Origin of the sequence: Haloferax massiliensis (assembly GCF_001368915.1) — an archaeon.
In the GTDB taxonomy this organism is placed as follows: domain Archaea; phylum Halobacteriota; class Halobacteria; order Halobacteriales; family Haloferacaceae; genus Haloferax; species Haloferax massiliensis.
The window spans coordinates 378,519-396,139 of record NZ_CSTE01000002.1; the positions used below are offsets into that span (position 1 = coordinate 378,519).

Below are 17,621 nucleotides of genomic sequence, written 5' to 3' on the forward strand. Positions count from 1 at the left end.
ACGCGGTCGCTCTGAGTGTGTGCGTGCGAGCGGACGTCCGCTCGCTGTAAATGAAAAAAGCCCACTGGACCGAAGTCCAGCGGGCTCTGTATGAGTGGGGGCGGCGAACTGGATTTCCCAGAGGATCGCTCACTCCAGTACTGACCAGAACGCGGTCGCTCTGAGTGTGTGCGTGCGAGCGGACGTCCGCTCGCTGTAAATGAAAAAAGCCCACTGGACCGAAGTCCAGCGGGCTCTGTATGAGTGGGGGCGGCGAACTGGATTTCCCAGAGGATCGCTCACTCCAGTACTGACCAGAACGCAGGTGAGCTTAACTTCCGTGTTCGGGATGGGTACGGGTGGAACCTCACCGCTCTGGCCGCCTTAATGCCGACCAACGGAATCGAACCGCTGTCATACCAATATCGGTCGGGCCGTCGTACCAATGTATACGTGCAATCCAGTTTGCGCCTGGACCCGTTCTCGGGTCTCAGTGCGTATGAATGTGGCTTGGACTGTTAGTGCTCGCGGGCTTAACAACTCGTTGCCTCGTTGCGTACACCCCGAGTCTATCGAACTCGTCTTCTACGAGTGTCCTCAGTGGAACTTCTTTTCCGTGTGGGTTTCGAGCTTAGATGCGTTCAGCTCTTACCCCGTGGTGCGTAGCTGCCCGGCATCTGCCCTCTCGGACAACCGGTACACCAGTGGCACCCATTCGTAGTTCCTCTCGTACTATACGAACGTTCACGTCAAGTTCCTTAACACCCCCAATAGATAGCAGCCGACCTGTCTCACGACGGTCTAAACCCAGCTCACGACCTCCTTTAATAGGCGAACAACCTCACCCTTGCCTGCTTCTGCACAGGCAGGATGGAGGGAACCGACATCGAGGTAGCAAGCCACCGGGTCGATATGTGCTCTTGCCGGTGACGACTCTGTTATCCCTAAGGTAGCTTTTCTGTCATCTACGGGTCCCATGAATGAACCTCGTAGGTTCGCTAGACCACGCTTTCGCGTCAGCGACACTCGTTGGGAATGTCACTGTCAGACTTCCGTTTGCTCTTGCGCTCTTCCACGAGTTCCCGACTCGCGTGAGGAAATCTTTGGGCGCGCTCGATATCTTTTCGAGCGCGTACCGCCCCAGTCAAACTGCCCGGCTACCGGTGTCCTCCGCCAGGAGTGAGAGTCGCAGTCACTAACGGGTAGTATTTCAATGTTGCCTCGGTGGCCCGCTGGCGCGGGTACCTGTGTAACGGCTCCTACCTATGCTGCACATTAGCGACCACGTCTCAGCGACAGCCTGCAGTAAAGCTCTATAGGGTCTTCGCTTCCCCTTGGGGGTCTCCAGACTCCGCACTGGAACGTACTGTTCACCGGGCCCAACGTTGGGACAGTGACGCTCTCGTTGATCCATTCATGCAAGCCGCTACTGAAGCGGCAAGGTACTACGCTACCTTAAGAGGGTCATAGTTACCCCCGCCGTTGACGGGTCCTTCGTCCCATTGTAATGGGTGTTCAGATACCCGCACTGGGCAGGATTCAGTGACCGTACGAGTCCTTGCGGATTTGCGGTCACCTATGTTGTTACTAGACAGTCGGAGCGTCCGAGTCACTGCGACCTGCTCGGTCAAGAGCAGGCATCCCTTATCGCGAACTTACGGGACTAACTTGCCGAATTCCCTAACGTCGGTTGATCCCGACAGGCCTTGGCTTGCTCTGCCAGCGCACCTGTGTCGGATCTCGGTACGAGCTTCTTGCTTGTCTTTTCACGGGCTCTAGGTACCGCCGAGTTTCCCTATCTCACCATTCGTTCGCTTCGTGCCGTTACGGCTTCCACGAATTTCGGTGATTCGACGGGGCGAAGGCCCCGCTCGGTGTTTCCTAAAGCGTCGACGTTTAGTGCAAGAAGGTACTGGAATATTAACCAGTTTCCCTTTCATCTAATTCGAATTACGGTTAGACTTAGGATCGACTAACCCTCGGCTGATTGACAGTGCCGAGGAACCCTTGCGCGTAAGGCCGTCGGGGTTCACACCCGACTCTCGCTGCTACTGAGACCATGATTTTCGTTGCTGCACGGTCCACACGAGTTCTCACCCGTGCTTCCACCCATGCAGTATGCCAACCTACGGAATCGTGTCGTATGACACGCCGCCAGGTCTCGGAGGTGGATTTGAGTCCCGATCATTTTCGACGCCTCGAACCTCGGCCGGTAAGCTGTTACGCTGTTCTTAGAGGGTAGCTGCTTCTAAGCTCACCTCCCGGCTGTTTAGGGCTCGAGACAATCTTCAATCACACTTAATCCACACTTTGGGTCCTTAACCTGGCTCTGGGTTGTCTCCCTCACGGTGCACAAGCTTACCCCGCACACCGGACTCCCTGAGTCTACGACGTTCGTAAGTTCGGAGTTTGACAGGGAAGCGAACTCCTCTCGGAGTCCGGATTCCCAATCGGTCGCTCTACCTCACGAACTATCTCATCAGAGGTCATGCTTCGACATGTTTCGGTTGGAACCAGCTGTTGCCAAGTTCGATGGGCCTTTCACCCCTACACCAGAGTCACGAGAGGGTATTGTAGGACACCAACTCTAACGGGCCTCCACGCAGCTTTCGCCACGCTTCGCCCTGCTCCGGCGTAGATCACTTGGTTTCGGGTCGCATCCGGTTGGCTCCCCGCCCTTGAAGACGGTGGCCCTGGTCAAAGACTGCGGCCGTATCGGTTTCCCTATGCCTCCGGGGGTTCTCCCCTTAGACTCGCCAGTCAGATGCACTCCATGGTTCGTTTTTCAAAACGCACGACGTAACATCGGCTTCACTTGAGTCATACTACGGGATCGCTCCCAGTTCTTTCGTCGAGTGACCTTGTATGCCACGTCGCTCTATCGCCAACTGATTTCAAGCCCTATTGCACCGCCCTTTTCGGGGTGCTTTTCAGCGTTCGCTCACGCTACTTGTTCGCTATCGGTCTCGAGGAGTGTTTAGTCTTCGCAGTTGATGCCTGCGAAATTCACGAGGGATATCCAACCCCCGCTATTCTGGAACAACCCCGGGATCTGGTTCATACGTTACGGGGTTTTCACCCTGTATCACGCTCCGTTCCAGGAGACTTCACGTATGATCCAGGTCCGTTATGGGTAGTCCGTACACCACATTGCCCGAAGGCTTCGGTTTGGACTGTATCGCGTTTACTCGCCGTTACTAACGACATCGCGGATTGCTTTCTTTTCCTGTTCCTACTAAGATGTTTCAATTCGGAACGTTCCCCATTGCGCGAGGCAATTGCGTGGGGATTCCCATTCGGAGATCTTCAGTTCTTACCCTCCATGCGGGTCCCTGAAGCTTTTCGCAGCTTGGCACGTCCGTCATCGGCTCTCGAGCCGAGCTATCCACCAGCTGGCACAGTAGCCAGTTGATATAGTCACTGTGACCCGGAGAACGGGTCCAGTGGACGCCTGGATTGCACGTACACACGGTTTCATCAAATCCCCTCGGTGACGACCCGAGGCGAATTTTCGACCCTTCCCAACCTCGCTTGCGCGGGATGGTGCATCTGTCGTCAGTATCCATTCTGTCGAAACGTCTTGCCACACTTAAGGGGCACGATCGTTTCGGAGTGGAGTACTGCTTACCATGGACCCACAGGGATTCGAACCCTGGGCATCCTCCTTGCAAAGGAGGCACTCTACCACTGAGCTATGGGCCCGTGTTAGCCCTAGTAGTTCTAAGGTGTCCGAACGGGTGTCATTGGTGAACTCGGAAGATCGCGTGTGAGCCACCCCGTCGGGGTGGTCTCGGTCGTTAGGAGGTGATCCAGCCGCAGATTCCCCTACGGCTACCTTGTTACGACTTAAGCCCCCTTGCGAAGCCCAGATTCGACCACCGTGTGGTGGCCTCATCCGGACCTCACTCGGGTGCTTTGACGGGCGGTGTGTGCAAGGAGCAGGGACGTATTCACCGCACTCTATTGAAATGCGATTACTACCGAATCCAGCTTCATGAGGGCGAGTTTCAGCCCTCAATCCGAACTACGATCGAGTTTAGGAGATTAGCGTTCTCTTTCGAGATAGCAACCCATTGTCTCGACCATTGTAGCCCGCGTGTAGCCCAGCTCATTCGGGGCATACTGACCTACCGTTGCCCGTTCCTTCCTCCGCTTTAGCAGCGGCAGTCCTTCTAATGTACCCAGCCAGTCGAAACTGCTGCTGGCAATTAGAAGTGCGGGTCTCGCTCGTTGCCTGACTTAACAGGACGCCTCACGGTACGAGCTGACGGCGGCCATGCACCTCCTCTCTATAGCGTCGTGATAAGGTCATCAACCTGATCGTCATCACTATAGTCGGAGCTGGTGAGATGTCCGGCGTTGAGTCCAATTAAACCGCAGGCTCCTCCGGTTGTAGTGCTCCCCCGCCAATTCCTTTAAGTTTCATCCTTGCGGACGTACTTCCCAGGCGGCTCGCTTCTCGGCTTCCCTACGGCACAGCACAGGCTCGTAGCCTGTGCCACACCTAGCGAGCATCGTTTACAGCTAGGACTACCCGGGTATCTAATCCGGTTCGAGACCCTAGCTTTCGTCCCTCACCGTCGGATCCGTCTTCTCGAGGTGCTTTCGCCATCGGTGGTCCGTCCAGGATTACAGGATTTCACTCCTACCCCGGACGTACCCCTCGAGCCTTCCGGTCCCAAGCCACGTGGTTTTCACCGGACGCCCGCCAGTTGAGCTGGCGGATTTCCCGATGAACCTTCGTGGCCGGCTACGGACGCTTTAGGCCCAATAATATCGGTCATCACTTGAGCTGCCGGTATTACCGCGGCGGCTGGCACCGGTCTTGCCCAGCTCTTATTCCACGACCGCCTTACAGTCGTGAAAAGCGAGGACTATATGCCCTCGCACTTGGGGTCCCCTTATCGCACTTGCGTGCAGTGTAAAGGTTTCGCGCCTGCTGCGCCCCGTAGGGCCCGGAATCTTGTCTCAGATTCCGTCTCCGGGCTCTTGCTCTCACAACCCGTACCGATTATCGGCACGGTGGGCCGTTACCCCACCGTCTACCTAATCGGCCGCAGACACATCCTACGGCGCCGGAGCGTTTGGGAGAGTCGGCATTTCCAGCGCGACTCTCCTATGAACTATTAGCCTCAGTTTCCCGAGGTTATCGTTCTCCGTAGGGTAGTTTGTCCACGTGTTACTGAGCTTTCCGCAACGAGTCTAAACTCGTGCAACTAGCATGGCTAAATCGGACCCCAATAGCAATGACCTCCGGCAGGATCAACCGGAATGGGTCGCGACCATTTAAACCTGGTCGCGGGGTGTTGGCGGGTGAATGGCAGCGTATTGCTGTCAAATCACCGTTCAAAGGTCCGAGTTCGCGTGACATCCGTTCGGATGTCACCGAACTACTAGGGCTAACATCAGATACCGTCTTGCGGCGTACCGCAGGGGCGGAATCCTCATTTCCTTCGGACCTGAATCGAAGCGGTTCGAGGGTATAAACCCTTCGAACCCCGTTCGGTTCAGGGCCGGTGAGGCAGGACGCGTTGAATCGCCCTGCAATCGCGGTGTGTCGTTCGCATTCATCCGAAATGCCTTGGACCACTTAAGGCCGTCGTATCGTGGCGACCCCCGGGAAGGTGTGTCATCCCGGTGAGGCAGGACGCGTTGAATCGCCCTGCAATCGCGGTGTGTCGTTCGCATTCATCCGAAATGCCTTGGACCACTTAAGGCCGTCGTATCGTGGCGACCCCCGGGAAGGTGTGTCATCCCGGTGAGTGCCTGACGACCTTGGGGTCGGGGCGTTCGGTGGAAGCGTTCGGGGGGAGTGCCCCCGTGCGCTTCTTCGCATTAGTCCGAATGCCGGGGATACATTTAACCCCGTTGATTTAGTGGCTCTGTGAGAAAAATAGACACGAGGCGTGCCATAACTTCACGCGCGGTCAGTTGTGACATCAATTCGGTTGAGCGAGAAATCAATGTATTAGTTTCGCGCGCGTACGAAGCGTGGATAGAATCGACCCGTTGAAGTCGGTTTATAACGGGTCGCTTTATAAGGCCGGAGGTACGATTCACGTGCGAGCAATGAGTGGGCCGGCAGACTCCATCGAGATTCAGAACGTAGTCGCATCGACCGGGATCGGTCAGGAGCTCGACCTCGAAGCCCTCGCCGACGACCTCCCCGGTGCAGATTTCAACCCGGACAACTTCCCGGGCCTCGTCTATCGCACCCAGGACCCGAAAGCCGCTGCGCTCATCTTCCGTTCGGGGAAGATCGTGTGCACGGGTGCAAAGAGTATCGACGACGTGCACGACGCACTCGGCATTATCTTCGACAAGCTCCGCGAGCTTCAGATTCCCGTCGACGACGAGCCAGAGATAACCGTCCAGAACATCGTCTCAAGCGCTGACCTCGGACACAACCTGAACCTGAACGCGCTGGCTATCGGTCTCGGACTCGAAGACGTCGAGTACGAACCCGAGCAGTTCCCCGGTCTCGTCTACCGGATGGACGAGCCGAAGGTCGTCATCCTGCTTTTCGGTTCCGGAAAAATCGTCATCACCGGCGGAAAGCGGACGGACGACGCGGAAACCGCCGTCGAAGAGATCGTCGAGCGCATCGACGCGCTCGGCCTTCTCGGATAGGCACTTCCGAACCATCGATTTTTCGCCGCACCACGGGTACGAACACCCATAAATGTAAAATACCGGATAGTCTAACGGAAGGACATGAGCGCGCGGGAGGACGTGGCGTTTCTCGTCGGGTCGCAAAGCAGGGAGGCGATTCTCCGAGCCTTGGCGGTCGAGCCACACCGACCGACAGAGCTCGCGGAACGCTGTGACTGCGCCCGAGAGACGGCACAGCGGACACTCGCGGGGTTCTGTGACCGGGGATGGGTGAAGAAGGCCGATGGGCTGTATCACCTCACGCCGGGCGGAACGATGGTCCACGAGCAGTACGAGCGGTTCACCGAGACGGTCGAATGCGCCGACCGAATGAGCGAGTTCCTGGCGGATGCCGCGGAAATCTGTGAGAACGCTCCACCCGGCGTCCTCGGTCAGATGAACATCACGACCGCCGCGGACAACGACCCGCACGCGCCGCTTAACAGATATCTCACTATCGTCGGAAACGAACCGGTCGACCGCTTCCGCGGTGTCGCGCCCATCGTGAGTCGCGTCTTCAACGAATCGGCCGAAGCGGTGCTGGGGGAGAACACCCGGATGGAACTCATCGTCGACCGCGGGGTCCTCGAACGGTCGATAGACGCCTATCCGGACTCCTTCGAGCGCGCGCGGGAACTCGACCAGTTCGAACTTCGAATCGCCGAGGAGAGCCTCGACTTCGGACTGCTCGTGGTCGACGGCCACGGCGTCGGCTCCGCCTACGACGAGCACAACAACCTGACGGCCCTCGTGGACGGCGACACGCCTGAAGTCGTCTCGTGGGTCGAAAGCCTGTACGAATCGGTCCGCTCGAAGTCGGTCCCGATCGACCGACTCGAACCGTGAGTCTCCACCGACAACCGAGAGTGTGATCGGACCGGTCACACGTGAATATTCCGGTCACGTGATGCTGCAATAAAATATAAGAGGCCGCTCTACGGAGATACGCCTGCAGCGGTGCAGCGTCCCCGCGAGTCGGTTCGGCCCTCACACGCCCCGCGAGATTCCGGTTTCAATCAGGTGTCCGTGTTCTCGATGAGGACGTCTCTCACCACGTCCGGATCTTCGAGCAGTTGGTGCTTGGTGTAGCTTCCTTCCGCACTTCCGCCGCTGTGTTTCGACTGCTCGATGATGTCGAGAAACGCGTGTTCTTTCAGTAGGTCTCGGACTCGCCGGAGCGACAGGCTGTCGGAGCCCTGCTGTCGACAGATGTTCTCGTAGACCTCGTAGACGCGACTCGTTCGGAAGCCGTCCTGCTTTTCGTTCGAAAGCGAGAGGATAGCGAGCGCCTGTAACACGTAACGAGAGTGCGGTGTCGACCCGCGAATCAGCTCTCGGAAGCGGTCGGTCTCGGCGCGCTGACGCGCCTGCGTGACGAAGTTCTCCTTGACCGTACTCGCTCCCATCGACTGTGCGATTTCGCCCGCGTACCGCAAGATGTCGATGGCTTTCCGCGCGTCCCCGTGTTCGCGGGCGGCGAGCGCCGCGGCACGCGGAATCGTCGAGGGGTCCAACACGCCGTCGCGGAACGCGTCGCTGCGGGCGTCCATGATGTCGCGGAGTTGGTTCGCGTCGTACGGCGGAAAGACGAACTCGCGCTCGCAGAGGCTGGATTTCACCCGCTCGTCCATCCGGTCTTTGTACTGGATCTTGTTGCTGATACCGATGACGCCGAGCTTACAGCCGGCAATCTTCCCCGCCTCACCGGCCCGCGAGAGCTGCATGAGGATGTCGTCGTCGCTCAGTTTGTCGATCTCGTCGAGGATGATGAGGACGACGTCGTACAGCGAGTCGAGGATGCGCCACAGCCGCTTGTAGTACGTCGACGTCGAAAGCCCCTTGTCTGGAACTTTGATCCCGGTGATCGCGGTGTCGTTGACGCTGTCGGCGATGGTCTGGACGGCCTGCGTCTCGGTCGTGTCCTGCGCGCAATCCACGTAGGCGAACGTCGCTTTCACGCCCTCTTCTTCGGCCGTCTCGACGAGGCGCTGAGAGACGTACTTCGCACAGAGCGACTTACCCGTCCCCGTCTTCCCGTAGATGAGGACGTTGCTCGGACTCTGTCCGAAGATGGCGGGGTTCACCGCGGTCGCGAGATCCGAGATCTCGTCGTCGCGACCGACGATGCGACCCTCACCCGGGAGGTGGTTGATCTCCAACAACTCCTTGTTGGCGAAGATGGGGTCCTCCCGGGTGAAGAGGTCGTCGCTGGCGTTAGGCATGTTCGCAACACACCACGTTTCCGGTGAAAGGACTTACCATTCGACGCAGCACACACACACCACGTTTCCGGTGAACGACCACAAACCCCGGGTGCCGGTCCACACGAAACGGGGGTTTCGGTTCACCGGAAACACGGTGTGGGGGTTCCTCTCAGTTCACGCGAAAACAGGGGGCTGCGCTTTGCGTCCCGGCGAGGACCGAAGATAGAACGCTCGAAACGGGCGAACAGTGGGGTAATCGTGTGTCGAAGCGACTCGCAGTCACCGCAACAGAACCGACGAGAGCCGACGAGTTCGAACCGGTTTCCGAACTCGCGAACCTCTCGAAAATGCCTGACTGAGACACTCTATTCCAGTCGAGCAGTACTCGATGTTTGAGTTCATTCTTACTTTCACGAGTGTATCAATGGACGGTAACACAAATAAACTATTTAACTGTTGTTATACGTGGTGTCCAACCCTGCCAACGTGAACCGGGTTGCCGTCCGACGCTCACTAACCGGTCCCACACGCTAACTCACCGGAAACGTGGTGTCCCGCACGGATTCTGTAACCCAAGGCGGAAGCGCCGATACGGCGTCTGAAACGATTGGTTTCACCGGAAACGTGGTGTGGCCGTTATAAGTGGTCCGATTCGGCCATAGCTGGGAGGCACGAGACAACCGCAGGTCGTCCCTCGCTTTCCGCCGCGTCTCTCGCTGCCGGTCGCTCGGTCCAGTTCATCGGAAACGTGGTGTGCGCGTGACTCCGCTCTCGGAACTCACCGACGCGCCGCGTCACTGCTCCCCGGTGTTACTGCCGGCGTTCCCTCGCGCCGCATTTCACCGGAAACGTGGTGTCTGTCAGCGCTGCTACGTTCTCCGTTGAGTCGACTCGCGGCGGCGGCTTGTGGAACGGTGCTCTCTATTTGTCCCTTCCCATCGGTCCGCGTTTCCATTCCCGATCCTTCGCGCTAGTTCACCGGAAACGTGGTGTCTCTGCCCGTCTCACACGGACTCGCGATTCACCGGAAGCGAGGTGTGGGTCGCTCGCGGCACGACTCGGTGAGGTATCGCCGGTGACCGACCGCCGACGCCGACGTTTACTGCAGTCCCGGAGCCGAGATTCGACTCCGCTCGTTCACCGGAAACGTGGTGTGCATGCGACTCACGCGCACTCGGCTGTTCACACCCAAGCGTCCGCGGCGAGCGTCCACGGACGAAACCGCCACTCGTCCCAGCGTTTTCTCGCCCCAACGTCCTCCCGTCCCAACATCCTCTCGTGACGGACTGTTTCGTTCCCGTGGCGTCAATGCAATTACCAAGGGGGACGAATTGGTGACATATGCGTGCGCTCAGTCGCGTGTGGGTGCGCCTCGGCGAGGCCGTGTTAGATCGCGGCGGCGACGAGGAGTGGTCCCTCGAACGCTCCCGTACGACGGAGACGCGGTGGTCGCGTTCGGGAGAGCGAGTCGACTGCTTTCGGTTCGACGACGGCTACGTGACCACTGTCCACTACGAAGACCGGGAGGTCACGTGGCAGTTGACGCCCGGACAGGTCCCGCTCGCGAGCGCCCTCGCGATGGCGAAGCTCTACCTCGAACACGAACTGACGCCACAGACCGACCCGGAGGGGCGACCGTTCGTGGGTCTCACCGAGCGAGGCCCGGTTCAGGTCTTCGAGGAGATACCCCCGGAACCGGTCGAGTACGTCTATCTCGACGGCGTCCGGACCCTCGAAGAGTTCCCCGAGTTCCTCACCGTCGACGACGACTTCCGGGCCGTCTTCGACCGGATGGCTCCGGCGCGGTCGAGCACGTCTCGATAACGTCGGGTCGACGCAGAACCGCTTCGAGAAATCGAGTCGCGTCCTCTCGGTTCCTCGCTCGCTCCCGTCGAAGCCCACCTGCTCTCACCCGCGACGAGCGGGTTTCCCCGCCCATCTCACGGCTCCCGGTGTCGCAAGCCGTTTCCCCGTCGCGGCCGTACTCGCGTTCGATGACTGCCGAGGACGAGGACCCCGGTCCTCCCGACGGAGACGGCGACGGGGACGGCACGTCCCGAGACGTACTCGACCGATTGGCCGGTGCGGCCGACGTATCCGAAGCGCTCGACGTACCCGAGACGTCTCCGGCCGATGCGGACCACCCGAGCGACGCGGCGGACGGCGTCTCGCTCGCGTCGTTCTACGGGGCGCTCGAATCCGAGGGTCGTCCCGTCGCGACCGCCCAGCAGGTCGCGCGCCGTCTCGGGGTCTCGCAGGCGGACGCAATGGACGGACTCGACGCCCTCGCCGACGCGGGGCGGGTCCAGCGGGTGAACGTCGAGACCGACCCGGTCGTCTGGTACCCGACCGAGTGGGGCGAACTCGCCTCGCGCGAGCGGGTCGTCCTCTTTCCGAAGCGCCGCGAGGTCGTCGTCGACAACCCGACCCAGTACACGCGGGCGAGACTCTCGCAGTTCGCGCACCTCGTCGACACCACCGGTGACCGCGAGGGTCGCGGCCGAGGCTACCTCTACCGAATCCGGCAGGAAGACGTGTGGCAGGCCCCCTTCGACGAGGTCGAGTCACTGCTCTCGATGCTCCGGTCGGTCCTCCCCGAGCGGTCGCCGCACCTCGAAGCGTGGGTCGAAGACCAGTGGAAGCGCGCCCACCAGTTCCGCCTCTACTCGCACGAGGAGGGGTACACCGTCCTCGCAGCCGCCACCGAGAGCCTCATGGGCAACGTCGCGCTCCAGAAACTCGACGACGACCACGTCTACGCGCCCATCTCGGACACCGAGGCGTGGGTCAGAGACGAGGAAATCGCGGCGATAAAGCGCATCCTCTACGACGCGGGCTACCCCGTCGAGGACGACCGCGACCTCGAAGAGGGCGAGGAACTCGACGTCGCGCTCGGCGTCGACCTCCGCGACTACCAGCGAGACTGGGTCGACCGCTTCGTCGACCAGCGCGCCGGCGTCCTCGTCGGCCCGCCCGGCGCGGGGAAGACCATCGCCGGTATCGGCGCGCTCGCCGCGGTCGGCGGCGAGACGCTAATTCTCGTTCCGAGCCGCGAACTCGCCCGCCAGTGGCGCGAGGAACTGCGCTCGACGACCGACCTCGACGCCGACCAAATCGGCGAGTACCACGGCGGCGCAAAGGAGATTCGCCCGGTCACCATCGCCACCTACCAGACCGCGGGGATGGACCGCCATCGCTCGCTTTTCGACTCGCGTCGCTGGGGGCTCATCATCTACGACGAGGCCCACCACATCCCGAGTCGCGTCTTCCAACGGAGCGCCGACCTCCAGTCCAAACACCGCCTCGGGCTGTCGGCGACGCCCATCCGCGAGGACGACAAGGAAGCCGAGATTTTCACGCTCATCGGCCCGCCCATCGGCACCGACTGGGACAAACTGTTCGACGCCGGCCACGTTCAGGAGCCGGAAGTCGAGATTCGCTACGTGGGCTGGGGAAGCGACATGGCCAGAAACGAGTGGGCCTCAAGCGACGGCCGCGAGCGGCACATGCTCGCCGCGATGAACCCCGGGAAGATATTCGAGATCCGTCGGCTCCGCGCCCGCCACGCCGACTCGAAGACGCTCGTCTTCGTTGACTACCTCGACCAGGGTGAGGCGATTTCCGAGGCGCTTGAGGTCCCCTTCGTCAGCGGCGAGACCCGCCACCACCGCCGCGAGGCGTACTTCGAGGCGTTCCGCGACGGCGACCTCGACACGCTCGTCATCTCCCGCATCGGCGACGAGGGCATCGACCTCCCGAACGCCGGCCTCGCAATTGTCGCCTCCGGCCTCGGCGGCTCCCGCCGGCAGGGCTCTCAGCGGGCCGGCCGAACCATGCGACCGACGGGGAGCGCGCTCGTCTACGTGCTCGCCACCCGCGGGACCAGCGAGGAGGACTTCGCCCAGCGTCAGATGCAACACCTCGCCGGAAAGGGTATCCGCGTCCGTGAGGTCAGTGCTGACGACCTCGACACTGAGTCGGATGACGGGGTCCCCGACTCAAGCGACGGCGATACTGACCCCGAAGGCGACGAGTCGGCGTCTGCGGACGGCTCCGACTCGGCGACGCCCGACGAGTAACCGAGCCGTCGTCGGGCGCTTCGCCGCCCGGAATGAGAATTCTTAAGTCTACCCGTAGATTGAGATTCTCTTGACCGCTCTTAGCTCAGCCTGGCAGAGCAGCCGACTGTAGATCGGCTTGTCCCCCGTTCAAATCGGGGAGAGCGGATTTCGCTTGCAAAATCCGGTCGAGCCGGTTCGAGTAGCGAGCAACGCGAACGTTGCGAGTGAGTTCAAATCGGGGAGAGCGGATTTCGCTTGCAAAATCCGGTCGAGCCGGTTCGAGTAGCGAGCAACGCGAACGTTGCGAGTGAGTTCAAATCGGGGAGAGCGGATCGCCTTCTTTCGTACTGGTCGGTTCGCTCCCTTAGTCTCGCCCCACAGCGCCCTCTACTCCCGGCCGCCCCACACCGCTTTCTCGACCAGTTCGACGGTCATCGGTCCGTCGACGCGAAGCTGACAGGAGAGCCGCGGATAGCCGAATCTCGCCGCGAGGTCGTCGTGCCAGTGGTCGGCCGTCGGTTCGCCCGAGCGAACCCGGACGCCGCACGTCGCACAGAGACCGCGGCCGCCGCAGTTCACTCGCTTCGTGAGCCGCGCGTACGGCGAGAGTCCGGCGTCGAGAAGCGCGTCGCGGAGGACGGTCCCGCGTTCGACGTCGAGGTCGGTGACGCGGTCGCCGTCGGCGTCTTCATCTCTGGCGTCACAGGCGCGGACCGTGACGGTCGAGCCGGCCGGGTCGCGCTCGGGTCGAGACTCGCGGTCGCTCATCGGTCGGTCGTTCGGGCCGACTCGGCATGGATGTGCCCCTCCGGTCGGTTCCTCGCCCGGCGACTCACTGACGGCTCTTCGGTGAGAACCCGGTCACCTATGTAGAGTCCATACCCGAAGATATCAGTATTATAACGGCTTATGACGGGCGAATCCGTAGGTGAGCGTGATGGTGACCCCCGCGTCCGCTCCGGTGTTGGTGAACGTCCGCGTCGAGATGAACGACCACGAGACGATGACGGTGGAGCTGCACGAGACGAACGAAACGCGCCACCTCGTGGCCTACGAGTCCGAGCGCATCCGCGACACGCTCGCGTCTCTCCCCGAGGGCGCTCGCGTCCCCGTCGAGATGGTGCGCGCCGGCTCGCGCTCGAACGTCTGGAAAGCCGTCGCGCTGCACGGCCGACAGACTTCCCCCGCTGACCAGTCCGCGCGGACGGCCAACTGAGTCGTCCGCGGCCCCCTCTCTGACTGCGCCCTGTTCACCGGAGACGAACCGTCGGTGCTATACTCCTCGCGCGTGTCCCGCACCGCAATGAGCTTCGTCGCCGAGGTGGAAGTCCGGTTCCGCGACCACGACTCGTTCGGACACGTGAACAACGCCGTCTACGCGACCTACTGCGAACAGGCCCGCGTCCGCTTCTTCGAGGAGGTGTTGGGGACGCCGCTTTCCGACCCGCACATCGTCGTCGCGCACCTCGAACTCGACTACCGCGCGCCCATCGAGGGCGTCGGCACCGTCGAGGTGGAAATCGAGGCCGGCGAGCCCGGCGGGAAGAGCTTCCCCATCTACTACACGCTCTCCTACGAGGGCGAGACCGTCGCCACCGGCGAGACGGTCCAAGTCGCCATGGACGACGAGGGCCGCCCGACCCGCGTCCCCGACCAGTGGCGCGAGGCAATCGCCGACCAACCGTAACGCGCGGCTGCGCCACTTCCCTTCTCGCCTCTCGACACGGGCCGCGACCGCTGGGACCCTCGATTCGACCGACGGAGCCGAGACAGGAGAATTAAATACTCTCATGATAATCCTCGGATATGCCTCGGGGAACACTAGAACACGCACGGTCGGCGGACACCGACGACGAGACCCCGCTGTCCCGAGCGGGCGAGCGCGTCCTCCACATCGGGCGCGACCGGCCGATTCGCATCAGCGCCGGCCATCGCCTCCTCCACCACGACGGCAAGTGTAGCCGCCCGCACGGGCACAACTACGAGATTTCGGTCCGCGTCGTCGGCGACCTGACCGACGAGGGCTGGGTCGTCGACAAGGGCGTCGTCACCGACGTCATCGACGAGTGGGACCACCGATTTCTCGTCGAGTCGGGTGACCCGCTCGTCGAGGCGTTCGAGCGCTCTGGCGACGCCGACGGGACAGTTGTCCTCGACGCGCCGCCGACGGCCGAGGTGATGGCCGTCGTCCTCGAAGAGAAACTGCTCGCGGCGCTGCCCGACACCGTCTCCGAGGTATCGGTCTCGGTCAGCGAAACGTCGGAACTCTGCGCCGGCTTCTGATGCCCGTCTCCGACACCGTCGCCCGCGACGACACCGACGCCGAGGGCGACCGCCTCCCGATAAACGAGCTGTTCGCGTCGCTCCAGGGCGAGGGCAAACTCGCCGGCGTTCCGAGCACGTTCGTCCGCACCAGCGGCTGTAACCTCCGCTGTTGGTTCTGCGACTCGTTTCACACCTCGTGGGAGCCGACCCACGCGTGGATGGGCCTCGACGAAATCGTCGCCGAGGTCGAGTCGCTGTCCCCCGAACACGTGGTCGTCACCGGCGGCGAACCCCTCGTCCACGACGAGACCGACGCGCTCCTGTCGGCGCTCGCCGACGACTACCACCTGACCGTCGAGACGAACGGGACGCTCGAAACCGACGCCCCGGTCGACCTCGCGAGCGTCAGCCCCAAACTCGCGTCGTCGACGCCGACGCCCGAGAACGCCCCGGCCGACGTGGACCCCGGCGTCTGGACCGAGCGCCACGAGAACGCCCGCGTCGACCTCGACGCGCTCGCCTCGCTGGTCGAACGCGCGGCGGAGTTCCAACTGAAGTTCGTCGTCACCGGCCGCGGCGACCTCGACGAAATCGAGTCGCTCGTCGCCGACGTGCGCGGCGTCGCCGACCGCGAAGTCCGCGACAGCGACGTGTTGCTCATGCCCGAGGGACAGACCCGCGAGCAACTCGCCCGGACTCGGACCGAGGTCGCCGACCTCGCCGCGGCGTTCGGCTACCGCTACACGCCGCGACTCCACGTCGACCTCTGGAACGACGCGCCCGAGACGTGAGGCACGCCGACCACCCCCGAACCGACTCCGAACGACCTCCGAACGACCTCCGAACTATTCCACGACAACGATGACCTCCGATACCGACACCGACACCGACACCACGTCCGACGAGAAGCGCGCCGTCGTCCTCCTCTCCGGCGGCATGGACAGCGCGACGACCGCCTACGAGGCCAAAGAACGCGGCTACGAACTCTACGCGCTCCACACGTCCTACGGCCAGAAGACCGAGTCGAAAGAGTACGACTGCGCCCGCGCGCTCGCCGACGAACTCGACGCCCGCGACTTCCTCCACATCGAGACGAGCCACCTGAAGCAAATCGGCGCGTCGTCGCTCACCGACGACTCGATGGCCGTCGCCGACGCCGACATGGACGCCGACGAGATTCCGACCTCGTACGTCCCCTTCCGCAACGCCAACCTCCTGTCGATGGCCGTCTCGTACGCCGAGGCGAACGACTGCGACGCCGTCTTCGTCGGCGCGCACTCCGAGGACTACTCGGGCTATCCCGACTGCCGCCCCGAGTTCTTCGACGCCTTCGAGGCCATGGTCGACGTCGGCACGAAGCCCGACACGACCATCTCGCTGGAAGTCCCGTTCGTCCACGACTCCAAGACCGACATCGCCCGCCGCGGCCTCGAACTCGACGTCCCCTTCGAGCACACGTGGTCCTGCTACCGCGCCGAGGAACCGGCCTGCGGCACCTGCGACTCCTGTGCGTTCCGCCTGCAGGCGTTCCAGAACCTCGGCGAGCGCGACCCGATTCCGTACGCCGAGCGACCCGACTACGTGGACGCTGACGCGGACGCGTCGTAGCGCCCCTCTGCCCGCCGCCGACGCGGATTGCGGATTGCGGATTGTCCCCGCCTGTCTCCTCGCGTCCCTTTTTCACCGACCTGCGCGAACTCCGCGCCATGAGCGACGAGAAACGCCGGACTGCCGCCCAGTTCGGAAGCGCCGCCGAGTCGTACTTCGACAGCGAGGTCCACCGTCTCGGCGAGGACCGCGAGACGCTCGCGTCGTGGTGCCGCGGCGCGACCCGCGCGCTCGACGTGGCCACACCGCGGGCGCGATAGCCGATGTCGGGGTCGAGTCGGTCGTCGCGGCCGACGCCGCCCCGGAGATGGTCGCCACCGCGGTCCGCGAGTACCCCGTCGCGGGCGTCGTCGCCGACGCGGAGCGCCTTCCCTTCGCGGACGCGTCCTTCGACGCGGCCGCCTGCCGCATCGCCGCGCACCACTTCCCCGACCCCGAGTCGTTCGTCGCCGAAGTCGCGCGCGTCCTCGACTCCGGCGGTGTCTTCGCCTTCGAGGACAACGTCGCGCCCGAGGACGCATCCCTCGCGGCGTTCCTCAACGGCGTCGAGGTGCTCCGCGACCCGACCCACGTCGAACTCCGCCCGATTTCGCGGTGGCGCGAGTGGTTCGAGGCCGCGGGCCTGTCGGTCGAGGCGGTCGAGACCGCCGCGATACGCCTCGAATTCGACCCGTGGACCGAGCGGACGAACGTCTCGCCCGCGGACCGAGACGAACTCGAACGTCGCTTCCGCGAGGCGTCCGACGAGGCGAAAGAACTGTTCGACGTGGAGTTCGACGGCGACTCCGTCGTCTCGTTCGCCAATCCGAAGGCGCTGATTCGAGCGCGGAAGGAGTAGGTCCGCCGCGTCGGC

General features: G+C 62.3%; 11 protein-coding genes, 2 tRNA genes, 3 rRNA genes and 1 pseudogene. 11 read left to right on the top strand and 6 right to left on the bottom strand.

Annotated features, from left to right (window positions below; all coding sequences use genetic code 11):
• Positions 1-244: 244 nt before the first annotated feature.
• The 4 genes from rrf to BN996_RS06045 all read right to left on the bottom strand — a co-directional run bounded on the left by rrf (position 245) and on the right by BN996_RS06045 (position 5,252).
• A 5S ribosomal RNA gene (gene rrf, locus BN996_RS06030) occupies positions 245-366 on the bottom strand.
• 113 nt (positions 367-479) lie between these two features.
• Positions 480-3,392, bottom strand: a 23S ribosomal RNA gene (locus tag BN996_RS06035).
• A 217-nt stretch (positions 3,393-3,609) separates the two neighbouring features.
• Positions 3,610-3,681 (bottom strand) — tRNA-Ala (locus BN996_RS06040).
• 97 nt (positions 3,682-3,778) lie between these two features.
• Positions 3,779-5,252: ribosomal RNA gene (locus BN996_RS06045) — 16S ribosomal RNA — on the bottom strand.
• The 16S, 23S and 5S rRNA genes sit together here with 1 tRNA gene alongside, the layout of an rRNA operon.
• 796 nt (positions 5,253-6,048) lie before the next feature.
• Here BN996_RS06045 and BN996_RS06050 point away from each other — a divergent pair.
• Together BN996_RS06050 and BN996_RS06055 are read left to right on the top strand one after the other, a co-directional pair.
• A complete protein-coding gene (locus tag BN996_RS06050; RefSeq protein WP_004970502.1) occupies positions 6,049-6,609 on the top strand; it encodes a TATA-box-binding protein in 561 nt (186 codons plus the stop codon).
• A gap of 84 nt (positions 6,610-6,693) precedes the next feature.
• Positions 6,694-7,476: a helix-turn-helix transcriptional regulator gene (locus tag BN996_RS06055; RefSeq protein ID WP_226908708.1), complete on the top strand. Its 783-nt coding sequence runs from the start codon at positions 6,694-6,696 to the stop codon at positions 7,474-7,476.
• Between the two features lie 170 nt (positions 7,477-7,646).
• Here the strand turns inward: BN996_RS06055 and BN996_RS06060 are convergent, their stop codons facing one another.
• Positions 7,647-8,852 carry a Cdc6/Cdc18 family protein gene (locus BN996_RS06060; RefSeq protein ID WP_089777614.1) on the bottom strand — a complete coding sequence of 402 codons (1,206 nt, stop codon included), beginning with the start codon at positions 8,850-8,852 and terminating at the stop codon, positions 7,647-7,649.
• 1,323 nt (positions 8,853-10,175) lie between these two features.
• Here BN996_RS06060 and BN996_RS06065 point away from each other — a divergent pair.
• The 3 genes from BN996_RS06065 to BN996_RS06075 all read left to right on the top strand — a co-directional run bounded on the left by BN996_RS06065 (position 10,176) and on the right by BN996_RS06075 (position 13,061).
• On the top strand, positions 10,176-10,658 hold the full coding sequence (locus BN996_RS06065; protein ID WP_042664402.1) for a hypothetical protein: 483 nt from the start codon (positions 10,176-10,178) through the stop codon (positions 10,656-10,658).
• Between the two features lie 170 nt (positions 10,659-10,828).
• Complete coding sequence (locus BN996_RS06070; protein ID WP_089777615.1) at positions 10,829-12,913, top strand: DEAD/DEAH box helicase; 2,085 nt, start codon at positions 10,829-10,831, stop codon at positions 12,911-12,913.
• Positions 12,914-12,987: 74 nt separating this feature from the next.
• A tRNA-Tyr gene (locus BN996_RS06075) sits at positions 12,988-13,061 on the top strand.
• A 221-nt stretch (positions 13,062-13,282) separates the two neighbouring features.
• Here the strand turns inward: BN996_RS06075 and BN996_RS06080 are convergent.
• A complete protein-coding gene (locus BN996_RS06080; RefSeq protein WP_089777616.1) occupies positions 13,283-13,663 on the bottom strand; it encodes a 2Fe-2S iron-sulfur cluster-binding protein in 381 nt (126 codons plus the stop codon).
• A gap of 169 nt (positions 13,664-13,832) precedes the next feature.
• Here BN996_RS06080 and BN996_RS06085 point away from each other — a divergent pair, with 169 nt between their 5' ends.
• From BN996_RS06085 to BN996_RS06110, 6 genes and pseudogenes are all read left to right on the top strand, one after another.
• Positions 13,833-14,111 (top strand): DUF7999 family protein, encoded by a 279-nt coding sequence (locus BN996_RS06085; protein WP_089777617.1) that lies wholly within the window; start codon positions 13,833-13,835, stop codon positions 14,109-14,111.
• Between the two features lie 87 nt (positions 14,112-14,198).
• On the top strand, positions 14,199-14,582 hold the full coding sequence (locus BN996_RS06090; RefSeq protein WP_089777618.1) for an acyl-CoA thioesterase: 384 nt from the start codon (positions 14,199-14,201) through the stop codon (positions 14,580-14,582).
• A 119-nt stretch (positions 14,583-14,701) separates the two neighbouring features.
• On the top strand, positions 14,702-15,178 hold the full coding sequence (locus BN996_RS06095) for a 6-pyruvoyl trahydropterin synthase family protein (protein WP_089777619.1): 477 nt from the start codon (positions 14,702-14,704) through the stop codon (positions 15,176-15,178).
• Positions 15,178-15,951 (top strand): 7-carboxy-7-deazaguanine synthase QueE, encoded by a 774-nt coding sequence (locus BN996_RS06100; RefSeq protein ID WP_089777620.1) that lies wholly within the window; start codon positions 15,178-15,180, stop codon positions 15,949-15,951. Before BN996_RS06095 ends, BN996_RS06100 begins: the two co-directional genes overlap by 1 nt.
• 70 nt (positions 15,952-16,021) lie before the next feature.
• Complete coding sequence (gene queC, locus BN996_RS06105) at positions 16,022-16,768, top strand: 7-cyano-7-deazaguanine synthase QueC (RefSeq protein WP_089777621.1); 747 nt, start codon at positions 16,022-16,024, stop codon at positions 16,766-16,768.
• A 98-nt stretch (positions 16,769-16,866) separates the two neighbouring features.
• A pseudogene (locus tag BN996_RS06110) lies at positions 16,867-17,606 on the top strand (class I SAM-dependent methyltransferase).
• Positions 17,607-17,621 lie beyond the last annotated feature (15 nt).

Coding starts and splice junctions, on each gene's coding strand:
- BN996_RS06050 (WP_004970502.1), top strand. CDS start 6,049: ATGAGTGGGCCGGCAGACTCCATCGAGATTCAGAACGTAGTCGCATCG.
- BN996_RS06055 (WP_226908708.1), top strand. CDS start 6,694: ATGAGCGCGCGGGAGGACGTGGCGTTTCTCGTCGGGTCGCAAAGCAGG.
- BN996_RS06060 (WP_089777614.1), bottom strand. CDS start 8,852: ATGCCTAACGCCAGCGACGACCTCTTCACCCGGGAGGACCCCATCTTC.
- BN996_RS06065 (WP_042664402.1), top strand. CDS start 10,176: ATGCGTGCGCTCAGTCGCGTGTGGGTGCGCCTCGGCGAGGCCGTGTTA.
- BN996_RS06070 (WP_089777615.1), top strand. CDS start 10,829: ATGACTGCCGAGGACGAGGACCCCGGTCCTCCCGACGGAGACGGCGAC.
- BN996_RS06080 (WP_089777616.1), bottom strand. CDS start 13,663: ATGAGCGACCGCGAGTCTCGACCCGAGCGCGACCCGGCCGGCTCGACC.
- BN996_RS06085 (WP_089777617.1), top strand. CDS start 13,833: ATGGTGACCCCCGCGTCCGCTCCGGTGTTGGTGAACGTCCGCGTCGAG.
- BN996_RS06090 (WP_089777618.1), top strand. CDS start 14,199: ATGAGCTTCGTCGCCGAGGTGGAAGTCCGGTTCCGCGACCACGACTCG.
- BN996_RS06095 (WP_089777619.1), top strand. CDS start 14,702: ATGCCTCGGGGAACACTAGAACACGCACGGTCGGCGGACACCGACGAC.
- BN996_RS06100 (WP_089777620.1), top strand. CDS start 15,178: ATGCCCGTCTCCGACACCGTCGCCCGCGACGACACCGACGCCGAGGGC.
- queC (WP_089777621.1), top strand. CDS start 16,022: ATGACCTCCGATACCGACACCGACACCGACACCACGTCCGACGAGAAG.